Annotated in this window: 8 protein-coding genes; 3 read left to right on the top strand and 5 right to left on the bottom strand. The window is 62.9% G+C overall.

Going from position 1 to position 13,690, the window contains the following annotated elements; translation table 11 throughout:
• Position 1: 1 nt before the first annotated feature.
• Together ACG2LG_RS10530 and ACG2LG_RS10525 are read right to left on the bottom strand one after the other, a co-directional pair.
• Entirely contained in the window at positions 2-700 is a 699-nt protein-coding gene (locus ACG2LG_RS10530; RefSeq protein ID WP_396258791.1) for a LytR/AlgR family response regulator transcription factor, read from the bottom strand.
• Positions 681-1,682 carry a sensor histidine kinase gene (locus ACG2LG_RS10525; protein ID WP_396258789.1) on the bottom strand — a complete coding sequence of 334 codons (1,002 nt, stop codon included), beginning with the start codon at positions 1,680-1,682 and terminating at the stop codon, positions 681-683. The genes ACG2LG_RS10530 and ACG2LG_RS10525 overlap by 20 nt, the downstream gene beginning before the upstream one ends.
• A gap of 1,480 nt (positions 1,683-3,162) precedes the next feature.
• Between ACG2LG_RS10525 and ACG2LG_RS10520 the strand changes: the two genes are divergently transcribed.
• On the top strand, positions 3,163-4,206 hold the full coding sequence (locus tag ACG2LG_RS10520) for a hypothetical protein (protein WP_396258787.1): 1,044 nt from the start codon (positions 3,163-3,165) through the stop codon (positions 4,204-4,206).
• A complete protein-coding gene (locus tag ACG2LG_RS10515; protein ID WP_396258785.1) occupies positions 4,103-5,176 on the top strand; it encodes a peptidylprolyl isomerase in 1,074 nt (357 codons plus the stop codon). The genes ACG2LG_RS10520 and ACG2LG_RS10515 overlap by 104 nt, the downstream gene beginning before the upstream one ends.
• 15 nt (positions 5,177-5,191) lie before the next feature.
• On the opposite strand, the gene speA is transcribed toward ACG2LG_RS10515, so the two are convergent.
• The 3 genes from speA to ACG2LG_RS10500 all read right to left on the bottom strand — a co-directional run bounded on the left by speA (position 5,192) and on the right by ACG2LG_RS10500 (position 8,939).
• Positions 5,192-7,129, bottom strand: coding sequence for a biosynthetic arginine decarboxylase (gene speA, locus ACG2LG_RS10510; RefSeq protein WP_396258783.1), 1,938 nt, complete (start codon positions 7,127-7,129; stop codon positions 5,192-5,194).
• Between the two features lie 60 nt (positions 7,130-7,189).
• The gene (locus ACG2LG_RS10505) at positions 7,190-7,600 is read right to left on the bottom strand and encodes a trypsin (RefSeq protein ID WP_396258782.1); all 411 of its coding nucleotides are present in this window, start codon (positions 7,598-7,600) and stop codon (positions 7,190-7,192) included.
• Positions 7,601-7,703: 103 nt separating this feature from the next.
• Positions 7,704-8,939, bottom strand: coding sequence for a carboxynorspermidine decarboxylase (locus ACG2LG_RS10500; protein ID WP_396258780.1), 1,236 nt, complete (start codon positions 8,937-8,939; stop codon positions 7,704-7,706).
• 237 nt (positions 8,940-9,176) lie between these two features.
• Between ACG2LG_RS10500 and ACG2LG_RS10495 the strand changes: the two genes are divergently transcribed.
• The gene (locus ACG2LG_RS10495) at positions 9,177-13,610 is read left to right on the top strand and encodes a choice-of-anchor I domain-containing protein (RefSeq protein ID WP_396258778.1); all 4,434 of its coding nucleotides are present in this window, start codon (positions 9,177-9,179) and stop codon (positions 13,608-13,610) included.
• The last annotated feature ends 80 nt before the right edge of the window (positions 13,611-13,690 follow it).

Here is a 13,690-nt window from a genome sequence, read left to right as displayed (position 1 = left end):
TTCACAAGCTCTTCCCGTCCCGGATCAGCTTGGCCTGCCTCCTTGAAAAGCGCACCTTGCCCGCCTTGCCCATGTCCGCGATGATTTCGCCGTTGTTGAGGCGGTCAATCACGTTCACGTGGGTGAGGTTGATGATCGTGCTGCGGTTTGCCCGGACGAATTGCTTGTGCTCGAGTTGCTTCTCGATCTGCTTCAAGGTCTTGCTGAGCAGAAGTGTGCGGCCGTCCAGGGTGGATATCTCCGCATACCCGTCGTCGGCGTGGATTTTGACGATCTGGTAAGGATGCACCGGCCAGTAGTGGTTCTGGTCGGAAAAGAGAATCAGCGATTGATCCTGTTCGCCGGACATCCGGAACCGTTTCAGGCGGAGAAGCGCCCGTGACAACTTGTCGGCCTCGATCGGCTTGAGAAGATAGCCGACCGCTCCGCGGTCGATTGCCTCGATGGCATGTTCCTCGTGGGCCGTGGTGATGATCACGGGGACCTGGGCCACATTGGCATCCGGGAAGAGATCGAAACCCGATTCTTCGGGCAGCCCGAGATCCACAAAGACCGCATCGAGTCCCCCGAGGAGAAGTGCTTTGCGGGCTTCGGTAAGATTGGCGGCCTGCCTGGCTTCTGCCTCGGGGGCCACTTCGCTCAGAAGTCTTGCCAACTCGTCACGAGCAGGCTCTTCGTCGTCAACGATCAGGAATCGCATTGGTTTCGGTGGGGATTTCCAGATAAGCTTGAATCGTTCCGGTCTCGGGCATGGTGAGTTCGAAAATCGCGTCGCCGCCGTAAAGAATCTCGAGTCGCTGCTGGATGTTGCGCAGCCCCTCACCCGCCCGGGGTGCCGGAGGCAGTTCTCCTTCATTGAAAACTTCCATGACCAGGCGTTCGCGCCGCTCTTGGATTCGGACATGGAGGAAAGAGGGGGCCGCCCGCTTTTCCACACCGTGCACGATGGCGTTTTCGACAAGGTTGTAGAGGATCATCGGCGGAACGGGTCGGTTGCCAAGTTCCTCGGGAAAGTCGACTTTCGAACTCAAGCGGTCTGCGAAACGCAGGCTGGCAATCAAGATCAGGTCGCGGATGTTTTCGATCTCCTCCTTGAGTGAAATCATGGGCCGATCCGCATTGTGCAGATTGGCACGAAGGACACGCGCGAGGGAGTCGATGGCATGGGAGGCCTTGCCAGGATCGTGGTGCACGGTTGAGCGAACGGCATTCAGGGCGTTGAAGAGGAAATGGGGGTTCAATCGGAGTTGGATGCTTTTTAGCAAGGCTTTCTGCTGTCTCAGCGCGGAGTCTGCATGCACGGCGCGTTGATGGTCACTGACATCCCTGATGAGCCCGATGGCGCGGCTTGGGGAGCCGTCGCGTCGTCGTTCGGTGATCGAGCCGGAGGATGCCAGAAAACACTCCGGGCTGCTGTCGCAGCTTGTTGAAAAGTCCCAGGAGTCGGGGAATTCGGCCTTGCCCGCCGGGTTGCTCAGCTTGGCGAGCACCTCCCGGGGGGGCAGGCCTTCGAGGTTGGAGAAGAACGGGTCGGTGGTCGGGGTCGCTTCAGCCGTGTCCAGGCCATGCTGCCGGCTCCATTGCCACATGCGGGTCGAGCTGGCCTTGAGGGCCATCTTGGTCTGGGCAATCTGGTCGGACAGGTTAGCTGCCGCAAAGGACAGCAGGTAGACCGTGGACATGCACAGCACGTTGTAGAGGCCGAGCTCCAGGGAATTCAAGGAATCCGACGGGGCTTCGAAGGGACCGAGGCCTGCCGCGGTCAGGCTGCAGGAAAGCAGGCACCAGACGGATATGAACAACGTGACTTCCGGGGGCCGGAGGAGAAACGCCGTGGCAATGAGAAAAGGGAAGGGAAGATAGACGCTGGCGATCGGGGAGAGCCAGGGCATCAGGTTGTCGGTGAAGTTCAGGACCATCACGGCAAGGGCGCCGCCTCCCGTTACGATCGAACCGGCGATCCGCCAGCTGGAACGGGCACGGAAATCGTCGTTCAAGAGGGCGACGAGGAGGAAGCCGAAGGCCATCACTCCTTGAATGTCTGCCGCCAGGAGCTGCGTCCATCTCAGACCCAACTCCCCGGGCGGGAACAGTCCGCCGACCTCACAGGCATAGGCCAGGAGAAACGTGAATGGCAACGCGGCGACCACCGGAGCCCCGATGAAACGCCAGCTTTCGCGGGCCAGCGTCGAGCGCGGTCGATGAGGCCGCGGAGCCCAACCGAGACCGAAACAGAGCCAGGCCGTGAGCCATGCCATCAACGGGTAGAAAATCGGAAGGAAAACCTGAACCGATAGGGGAATCTCTGGCCACCGGACGAACACCCAGCAGTAACCCACCGTCACGGGGAGCCACGCACTCTTCCCGTAACGGGCGAAAAAGGCCATCCCCACGCCCGCCGCAGGCCAGATCAGCATCACCGTTCTCGGTTCGGTCTGGAGCATCCAGTAGGCGAGCTCACAAGAAAGCGCGACGCACGCGGCGATGATCGCGGCGGTGGCCCCCCCCTTCGCGCCGGGAGAGGGAAGAAAGCCTGCAGGTCGAACCGATGTCACTGGATCAGAAAGTCGTGTGGCCCGGGTCTGAACCCGTCTCCGAACGGGTTTGCCGCTTGTCGGGAGTCTTTTGAGGGCAGTTGGAATCCGGCATTCTGCAGGCTGGAATGGCCGGTTGGATCCATCTCGCCCCGATACGAACAGGAGCTTCCCCCGATTGCGCCAGACTGCCACTCCCTTGCATGCTTCACTTGTAGCGATCGCCGCGTTTTAAACGATCGAAATCACCTCGATTTTTCGCCTGCTGGACGATTGTCAGCTCAGTGAACCGCTTATCTCCAAATAGGTGCCGATCAGGCGGAAAATCGACCGTTGACCTGGTCTCCTGAAAGTCCGAACCCATCCTTGGAGGTGGGGCGACAGGGATCTCGGGTGGGTTGGTGGCCTGCTGTGATCCCGGGTGGGAAGTGATTCCTCAGGGTCCGGTCATTGTCGATCCGCTCGGGGCCCGATTCTAACCATTCGTTAGACCGCTCGGGCTTCATCCTTTGACGGGAGAATCCTGTCTCAATAGATACTACGGCCCCCAAAGGAGTGGAATCCTCCGTGCTTGAGACACACCTGCCGGAAGGCTCACTCCGTTACCCCCACACGAGAAACGAGAACAATGAACATCCCCACCAACCACCCCCTGAAGCGGTTCTTCATGGTCGCAGCACTGATCTTGGTCGCCCCGTTCCTTGCGGCCGCTGCAACCCTCAACGTCCCGGACGATCATGACACCATTCAGGCCGCCGTCGATGCGGCCAGCCCTGGCGACACGATTGAGGTGGATGCGGCCTACAGCCACAACAGCCTGCGAACGACGATCGACGGCAAGAATCTGACGATCAATGGCAATGACGCCACCATCGACGGGGCGATTGACATTCGTGGAGGCGCGCAAGTGGTCGTCAACGGCCTGACCATTTCGGGTATCCCCAACACCGACCCCTCCGACAACAGCGGATGGTCGACGGTCTCGTCGTCCGGCCCGACCGGGGCCCGCTACGTGATCAGTGTCCGTGGCGCCGGCAGCAGTCTCACGGCGGATGATCTGAACATCACCCAGACCGGCTTCCCGGATGCCAATATCAGTGGCGTCGAGATGAATCAGCAGGCGGATGTGACGATCACCAGCAGCAGCATCAATCTGACCGGCGGAAATGTTTACGCATTCTACATTCAGGACAACGCCGGAAACCTCGACGTCGATCAGGTCGATCTGACTCTCGACCCCGAGCGGCAGCGGGTTGGCAACTCGAACCAGAATGCGATCATGATCGGTTCGGATTCCTCGGGAGCGTTTCCGAGCTTCTCGATCACCAACTATACCTTCGCGCCGGTCATCGAGAACGACCAGCGGGCGTACAAGGTGCAACTCTATGCAGGCGGCTCGGGCCTGAGCAATAGCCAGATCAATACCTGGTTGGACACGGTCCTTGTCGGGAATGAAGTTTCGCGGGTGATTTACGACTCAACCGGGTGGCTTGAGTATCCATCCAACGTGTTCAACACCACCCAGGGTCTTCCGGCCTTCACCATTCAAGGTGGCATCAACGCGGCCAATGCGGGCGACACGATCGAGGTCGCCCCGGGAACTGTTGGCAGAAGGCGGTGCAAACCGGGTTCGTTCCGTGGATGGTGCCGTGGTGGATGGCCCGCGATATGATGGGCAGGCGTTCCGGGTGACGGATGGGCAGAGAGCGGTGATGTCGGAGGCGTCCTTCGAGGATGGCGGGTATTGCTTTGCCGATGAGTTTTCCGCGTCCCTGAGGCATGAACCCTACGTGCTGGCCCTCGACAACGTGGGCCCGAACACGAATGGCGGTTCATGGTATCTCACCGGCAACGCAACCTTGTCCGAGCGTGACGACCGTTACGTGGTTTTCGGCCGGGTGCCCGGGGCCGCATCGCGTTCCGTGGTCGATGCCATCCTTTCGAACCCGCCCGCGACCACCAATGTCACCGGGATCACCATTCGGAAGACCGGGCCGGTGGAGGAGCAATTCGACGAGACAGCGGTGGCCCTGCCGGAGGTCTTGCCGGCGAGCGGGCCGATCCGGGTCGGCACCGGTGTGGTGGAAATGAATCGGTTCCAGGTTGCGGCCAGCGTGTTGATGGTGACCCGCAGCGATGATCTCGAAGGGTGGCAGCCGCAGCTCCGGCGAATGCGCGCCTGGGACGAGGTGCCTTTCGCGGACTGGATCGCGATCGACACGCCGGCGGCGAGGGGGTTCTACCAGTGCTCGCAGGTGATTTACCCGGAGGGCGACCTGCCGTCCGGATTCGCCAACCGGATCCTGACCCTCACCGGCCCCGGGTTGGGGACTCTGATCTACCACTTCGACTCCGGCGGCCTCGGGGGGAGCTACGAGAACATCCTTCAGCCGGGCGAACCGCCGCTCTTTGAAGGGAATTTCACCGTCCGAACCGATCTTGCCTACCGGATCAGCCCGGTGGCATTCGAGATCATGATCGAATCCGAGGGTCTCGGGGGCTCTCCTTTCAACCTGATCGTCGGAGGAGGCGATTCGATGGTCGGTGGAAATGCCTTCGGGCGACACCGGACCATCTTTCTAAGCACACCGGAAATCCCGACGTTCACCGATCACGGGCAGTTTGAACTCACGGCTCCGTGATCTCCGGAGGGCCGATCAGCTTTCGAAATAGGTGTAGCCGTTGAGATTGGCACGGAACAGGTCCATCACCCCACGGCGTTCCTTGGGGCTGATCCGGCCTTCGGTGACGGCTTTCTCGGCGAAGCTGCGGAAGCGGGTGACCAACTCCTTGGGGTCGTACTCGACGTAGGAAAGCACGTCGGCGACCGAGTCGCCCTCGACCTCGTGGGTGTAAACCGGTTTGCCGTTCTCGAGGTGGACGCCGACCACGTTGGTGTCGCCGAGGAGGTTGTGCAGGTCGCCGAGGGTCTCCTGATAGGCGCCCACCAGAAAGACCGCCACGTGATAGGGTTCGTCGGGCTTCAGGGAATGCAATGGAAGCACCTTGGCGACGTCCTCGCGGTCGATGAAGCGGTCGATCTTGCCGTCGCAGTCGCAGGTGATGTCGGCGAGGACGGCCCGCTGGCGGGGGCGCTCGTCGAGGCGGTGGATCGGCATCACCGGGAAGAGCTGCTTGATCGCCCATGAGTCCGGCAGCGACTGGAACAGGCTGAAGTTTCCGTAATAGAAATCAACGAGCGTGTCGGACAACTCGCGAAGGTCCTCCGGAATGTCCTCGAGATTCTGCAGGAGCTTCGAGATGCGCGTCATGATGTGCCAGAACCAGGCCTCGGCGAGGCCCCGCTCGCGCAGGGTCGCATTGCCGTAGAAGAACTGGGCGCGCACCTGGTCCCGGTAGTAGACCGAGTCGTTGAAGCACTCCTGGAGGTTGTCTTCCGAGAGGTCCTGGTTCACGTGGATCAGGTTGAGCAGGTTCTGGGGGGCTTTCTCGGGAGTCGACGGCTCCTCCTCGGTGGTTTGCACGGTCGAGACGTCGAGGATGTTGAAGACGAGGACGGAATAGTAGGCGACCACCGCGCGGCCGGATTCGGAGATCAGGTTCGGATGGGGGATCTGGGCCTTGTCGCAGACCTGCATGATCGTCTCGATCACGTCGGTGCAGTACTCCGGAATCGAGTAGTTGCAGGACGAGGCGAAGTTCGTGTTCGACCCGTCGTAGTCGACCGCCATCCCGCCGCCGATGTCGAGCACGCCCATGGGGGCACCTTCCTTGACCAGGTCGCAGTACATCCGGGCGACCTCGGTGGCGCCCTCGCGGATCGCGGCGATGTTGGGAATCTGGCTGCCCTGGTGGTAGTGGAGCATCCGCAGGCATCCGAGGTAGCCCTCGTCCTTCAGGCGGTCGACGACGGCGATGACCTGGGCCGCGGAAAGGCCGAAGACGGACTTGTCGCCCGCCGACTCCTCCCAATGGCCGGAGCCGCGTGTCGAGAGCCGGACACGGACGCCGAGGTTCGGCAGCACCCCGAGTTTGCGAGAGCGATCGAGGACGAGATCGAGCTCGGTCGGCATTTCGAGGACGAGCATCACCTTCAGGCCCATCTTCTGGGCGTGAAGCGCGAGGTCGATGAACTCCTCGTCCTTGTAGCCGTTGCAGACGAGGTAGGCCTCGGTGTCGTGCATGTGGGCGAGGGCGGCGATGAGTTCCGGCTTCGAGCCGGCCTCCAGTCCGTAGTGGTAATTCTCGCCGAACTTGCAGATTTCCTCGATGACCTGGCGCTGCTGGTTGACCTTGATGGGATACACGCCGCGGTAATCGCCCTTGTATCCGGTGGCCTGGATCGCCTCCCGAAACGACTCGTTGAGCTCGGTGATGCGGGAATGGAGAAGGTCGCGAAAGCGGAGCAGGACCGGCAGGTCGGTGCCGCGGTCCTGAAGTCCCTCGACGAGCTGGTGAAGTGAAAGGTCGCTCGGGCCGCTCTCGTCGGCGAGACGCACGGTCGCATGGCCGTCCTCGTTCACTCCGAAGAATCCGTGTCCCCAGTCGTCAATGCCGTAGAGGTCGGCAGACTGGCGGGTGGACCAGTTGTTCCGTGTCGGTGGATGGGCTTGCTCGGTCGAGCTTGGAGGCATGGGCGCGAGGAAAGGGATTTCGCCCGGAATTGGAAGGGAAATGGATGCGGAGGAACGGATTCATTCGGCGGCTCGGGCACTGGTACGGCGCTCCGGGCGCAGCCGCGACACCATTCGAATCGCCGCGACCTGCGCCAGCGCCGCGCCGGCGAGGTTCGCGATCCCGTCGAGGAGGTCCGGGCTGCGGGTGGGAAGGAACCACTGGGACAGCTCCTCGAGGCTCATGGCGATCGCGACCAGGGCGCTCCCGAGTTGAATCCGGTGGAAGGGCGCGGGCAGAGTGCGGAGGCGCAGGGTCAGGTTGCACAGCAGGGCGAGGGTGCCGACCAATCCCACGTGTCCGAGCTTGTCGCCGCCGGGGATCTGCTGGAGGAAGCCCCAGAAGCCGCGGCCCTGGTTGGCGAGGACGATGATGCCGATGAAGACCGCTCCGAATGCGATCAGGGCGGCGAGTGGAAGGTGCTTCCGCATTTCGGGAAGTGGACGCGACCCGCGTCGCGGGAGTCAATCTCCGTTCAGCCATTCATCCGGAATTCACCGCAGCTTCTTCGAGCATCGAGCATGCCCGTGGCTTTCAGGAAAGCCGGTCCCGGAAGTCCTCGTAGGCGAACTCGCGGATGGTTTCGAGTCGCCCGTCTTCGTGCTGGAGGACGATGGAGGGGTGGGGGACGCCGTTGAAGGTGGTGGTCTTCACCATCGTGTAGTGGGCCATGTCGTCGAAGACCAGGGTGTCGCCCGGGACCAGTTCGCGAGGGAAGACGTAGTCGCCGATCACGTCGCCGGCGAGGCAGGTCGGGCCGCCGAGGCGGTGGATAAGTTCAGAGTTCAGAGTTTCGAGTTCAGAGTGATTTGGTTCGCTCGCGGGAAGGTAGGCCTCGCCTCCGAGGGTCACGGCCGGCCGCGGGGGGGCTGAACTCTGAACTCCGAACTCTGAACTTGGTTCTGCCAGGAAGACCTCGGGCCGGTAGGGCATTTCGAGGACGTCGGGCATGTGTGCGGTGGCGGAGATGTCGAGGATCGCGTGGCGGTGGCCCATGCTTTCAAAGACGTCGAGCACTTCGGCACGCAGCACGCCGGTGTGGATGGCGACCGCCTCGCCCGGTTCGAGCCAGACTTCGACGGCGTATTTCTCGCGCGTCCCGCGGACGAGCCGGACGAGTCGCTCGCGGTCGTAGTCGGGCTTGGTGATCCAGTGGCCGCCGCCCATGTTCAGGTAGGTGAACTGCGGTGAACGTAGTAGATGACCGAACTTCACGTCGATGGCGGCGAGGGTGGTTTCGAGATCGTCGGAGTCCTGCTCGCAGAGGGTGTGGAAATGAAGGCCCGAGAGGCCGTCGAGATCGGCGCCTTCGAGTTGATCGGCGGTGATTCCAAGTCGCGAACCCGGGACGCACGGATCGTAGAGCGGGGTCGATCCGGTCGAGTGCTCGGGATTCACCCGCAGGCCGCAGTGCAGGTCACCGCTCCGGAAGCGCGGATGGGCGATCACCTTTTCCCGGAAGCGGAACCACTGGGAGAGCGAGTTGAAGTCGAGATGAGTGGTGAACTCGAGCAGGGCGTCGATCTCGGGTTCGATGTATCCGGGTGAGTAGGTGACCACCGCCTTGCCGAACTTCTCGTGGGCGAGTGTTGCTTCCCACAGGCCCGACGCGCAGCAGCCGTCGAGGTCGTCGCGGATGAAGGGGAAGGCCTTCCAGCACGAGAAGCCCTTGAGGGCGAGGACCAGTTTGCAGCCGGCCGCCTTCTTGACTTCGCGGAGGATGGCGGTGTTGCGCCTGAGCGCGGCGATGGAAACGACGTAGCGGGCCACGGGTTGTGTTTAACCGCGAATGGACGCGAATGAACGCGAATGTTTGGACAATTTTCCGATCCGTGGTCCCGCGAATCGGGCATCCGAACCGGCGGTGTCGCTGCATGGAAGGTGTTCGCGAACGTGACGAAAGAGTCATGTGACGAGTTGTTTGCCGAGGGGGCGTTGCGTCGTCCGGTTCGACAGGCATTTTCGCGGCGATCCTGCCGAGGTGCGGATCACCCAACCAAACCAAACATGAACCACATCAGAACAATCTTGCGCCTGGCGGCGGCGACACCCCTCGTGGGTCTCGGTATTGCCGACGCCGACCTCATCATCACCGGAGTTGTCGACGGGCCGCTGTCGGGCGGCACCCCGAAAGCCATTGAGCTTTATGCCACCGAAGCCATCGCGGATCTGAGTATCTATGGCATCGGCTCCGCCAACAATGGCGGGGGATCTGACGGTGAGGAATTCACGCTTTCCGGCAGTGCGACCGCCGGGCAATTTCTTTACGTCGCGAGCGAACAGCCCCAGTTCAACGCGTTCTTCGGCTTTGATCCCGATTTCACTACCAGTGCCGCAGGCATCAATGGCGACGACGCCATCGAGCTGTTTCAGAACGGCTCGGTGATCGATGTCTTCGGTGACATCAATGCTGTTCCGGGTGCATGGGACTACGAGGACGGGTGGGCTTACCGCAACGATGAAACCGGTCCTGATGGAACGACGTTCGCCATCGGCAGCTGGAGCTTCAGCGGAGTTGGTGCCCTCGTTGGCGAAACCACCAACGCCACGGCCGCCACTCCTTTCCCGATCGGCACCTACACGTCCGCGCCTCCGGTGCCTCCGGCCGCGCCTGAGGAAGTCAGCCTGTACCAAGCCATTCTCACGGGTGAAGGGTCCGGGGAAGTGGTTTCGCACGCGAAAATCGGCAGCGACTTCGTTCTTGCCGTCACCGACAACCCGAACGGGGGCGTGACCATCCTGAACTGGGTCGATGGCAACCAGAAATACCAGACTCAGTTTTCCATCGACGTCCTTGCTGCCGTCACCAATGGCAAGGAGGTCAGCTCCGTCGCCCTCGACCCGCGCGGCACCGGACTCGGCGCGGCCGCCGTCCAGGTGGACGACCCGGCGATCAACACCTCGGGCAGCCTGAGCATCCCGCAGATCGGAGCCATCGTCTTCTTCGATGCCACCACCGGCACGGTCATCGGCCAAGCCACCACCGGCTACCACCCGGACATGGTGACCTTCAGCCCTGGCGGCATCTGCGCCGTGGCCAACGAGGGCGAGTACGCATGGGACACCGCGACTGAAACCGGTCTTCCCACCCAGAACCAGAACGGCTCGGTCTCGCTCTATGACCTGACCGCCGTGACCGCCGGCAACCTCGCGCCGGCCGCTTCGATCACCGAAGTCAACGTCGACTTCATCGGCGCCGACCTCACCGGCATTCGTTACGGCACCGTGGAAAGCATGGAGCCGGAATACATCGTCTTCGATGCCGGCGACGGCATCTTCGTCGGCTGCCAGGAGAACAACGCGGTCGCCTACCTCGCCGATGTCAGCGGCATCCTCGCCGGCACCACCACCCCCAGCTGGATCGTCAACGACCTCGGCCGGGTGAGCTACACCACCGATGCCTCGGACCGCGACGGACTCGACATCAGCGACCCGATCACCGGCCTGTCCATGCCCGATGCGATTGCGACCTTCGAGATCAGCGGGACGACCTATGTCGTCACCGCCGACGAGGGCGATGCCCGTCCGGACGACTCGGACATCGCGCGTGCCGGAAGCTTTGCCAGCGATGCTGACAATCTGGTCGCCGCCACGCCGCTCTACGACGCGGGCAGCGGTCCGCTGAGCCAGCCCGCCTTCGATGCCCTGCTCCAGGACAACGACGAGCTGGGTCGCATCGACGTCCTGATCGACCAGTCCACCAACGGCAGCGGTGAACTGGAAGACATCGTCGGCCTCGGCACCCGCGGGATTTCGATCCTTGAGTTCGACCCGGTCACTTCCAGTCTGACCCGCGTTTCGCACCTGCCCTTCGAAAGCTACCTCGCGCAGCAGGACCCCGAGCGTCACAACGCCAACGACGGCGGAGACCCGGGCGAATTCGACGCTCGCTCCGACAACAAGGGTCCCGAGCCCGAGGCGGTCAGCGTGATCACCCTCGGTGCCAAGACCATCGCCGTGGTCGGCAATGAACGCCAGAACAGCGTCGTGATGGTCGACATCACCGACCCGGCCAACCCCGCGCCGATCAGCTACATCAACAACCGCGACAACGGTCTCTTCGCTCCCGAGACCGTTCAGACCATTGCGGCGGCTGACAGCCCGACCGGCTCCGAACTCGCCATCTTCGGTTATGAGGGCGACGGCGTCGGTAGCGGCATCTCCGGCGGCATCGGGATCTACAACCTCGAGAACAGCGACAGCTTCAACCTCACCATCCTCCACAACAACGACGGTGAGTCGGACCTGTTCAAATACAAGGACAGCGCCGATCACGGTGGCATCGCCCGCTTCAAGACCGCGATGGACGCCCATCACGATTTCTACACCAATATCGGTCATGGGGTGGTCGAGGTCTTCGCCGGTGACAGCCTGCTCGCCGGTCCGGAATTCCAAGCCAGCCTCGACAGCGGAGCGCCGGGCAGCCGCACCTTCTACGATGCGCTGGCCCTCAGCCGCATCGGTTACGACGCCTTTGCCATCGGCAACCACGAAATGGACTTCGGTCCGGACGTGCTGGCCGAGTTCATCGGCGACGCCCAGACGACCAACCCGTCGCTCTACCTGAGCGCCAACCTCGATTTCACCAACGAGGCCGACATGCTTGCCCAGCAGACCGCTGGCAACGTCGCCCGCAGTGCCATTGTTGAGGTTCCCACCGACGGTGGCGCGAAGAAGGTCGGGATCATCGGCGCCACCACCGAGAACCTTCCTTTCATCACCTCGCCGCGTGACACCATCATCAATGCGGTGGCCGCTTCGGTGAACTCGGAACTCGCCAGCCTGCAAGGCCAGGATGTCGACGCCATCGTCCTCGTCAGCCACCTGCAGGGGCTCGCCACCGACCAGGACCTGGTTCCCAACCTCGCCGCCGGCATCGATGTGATTGTCGCCGGGGGTGGTGACGAACTGCTGGTCAACCAGACCGCGGTTTCGCCGCGCAGCGTCTATGGCCCTTCGGCTCCCGCCAGCGTCATCGATACCGCGGTTTTCGCCGGTGACACCATCGAGGGCACCTACCCGACCGTCAGCACCGCGACCGACCTGGGCGGAAACAACATCCCGATCGTCACCGGAGCCGGCAGTTATGGTTACCTCAACCGCGTGACCCTGAACTTCAGCGGCGGCGGCGTGAGCGTCGAGTCGACCTCGAATCCGGCCCTGATCGTTTCGGATTCCGCCGAAGGCACCAATGGCTATGCCGCCGATGCCGATGTCGCCTCCGACATCGCTCCGGTGCAGATCTTCCTGGACGCGCTGGCCGCGACGGTGATCGGCAACACCGCCACCACGCTGCCGCAGAGCTCCGACCTGGTCCGCTCCGACGAGCGCGCGGTCGGCAACCTGGTGGCCGACGCCTACCTCGCCAAGGCTCAGGAACTCGCCGCCTCCTTCGGCGTCGACAGCCCGCAGGTCGCGATGGCCAACGGCGGTGGCATCCGTGCCGCGGTGCCCGCCGGCGACATCACCCTGCAGACGACCTTCAACGTTTCGCCCTTCGGCAACTTCGTCGCCGTCGTGGAGGACGTGACCACGGCGGACCTGAAGATCCTGCTGGAGAACTGCTATTCGCAGACCATCGACAACGATCCGACCAACGGCGTCGATCCGGTCCGCAGCGGCGCCGGCACCGGGCGCTTCGCCCAGATCGCCGGCATGGAGGTCGTTTACGACATCTCCAAAACGGCGATGGTGCTTCCAGTCGCCGCCCCGTTCTCGGTGAGCACCCGGGGCACCCGGATCGTCTCCGCCAAGCTCGAAGACGGCACCGAGTTGATCGTCGACGGTCAACCGGTCCCGGGCGTGACGGTCGACATCGCCATGCCCGCCTTCACCGCCGCCGGTGGCGACCAGTGGTTCCGCTACGAAAGCAACGGCACCGAATACTACACCAGCGTCCAGTATCCCTACACCGCGCTGGGCGTGACCGACCAGCAGGCGCTGGCCGACCACATCATCGCCCTGGACGGCACCGCCAACGGTACCGGTCCGGCGCTCGACGGAAACAACGCCTACAACGAGTCGATCAAGGACGGTCGCATCCTGACCCTCTCCGACCGCGACTCGGACGGCCTGCTCGACCAGGTTGAAGAGGCGCTTGGCACCGATCCGGATGTCAACGAGCAGGATCCCGCCGCCCAGCTTGCCGCGATTGCGGCCAAGGAGGCGGCCGATATCCAGAGCGGCGAAGACAATGTCACCGGCGATCCGGCGGCCTTCGACCTCTACACCGAGACCTCGATCCTCGACCTGAGGATGAACGGGGTGATGGGTGCGGTCGACACGGGTGCCGGAACCGCGACGCTGAACATCGATGTATTCAGCACCGCCGACCTTGGCGCTGCGTTCCCGTCCGGCTGGACCAAGCAAGGCACGCAAGCGGTCACCGTGCCGGCTCCGCCAGGGAAGCAGTTCTACCGCCTGAACGCCGACCAGCCCTGATCTGCTGCGAACCATGGCTGTGCCCGTGAAAGCGGGCCGGGCCCTCCTTCCGCACCCGCGGGAGGAGGGCCTTTTGATTC

The organism is Haloferula sp. A504 (genome assembly GCF_044385805.1).
GTDB lineage: Bacteria > Verrucomicrobiota > Verrucomicrobiia > Verrucomicrobiales > Akkermansiaceae > Haloferula.
Note: the sequence above shows the minus strand (reverse complement) of the source record. Positions and strands in the feature narration are given on the sequence as shown.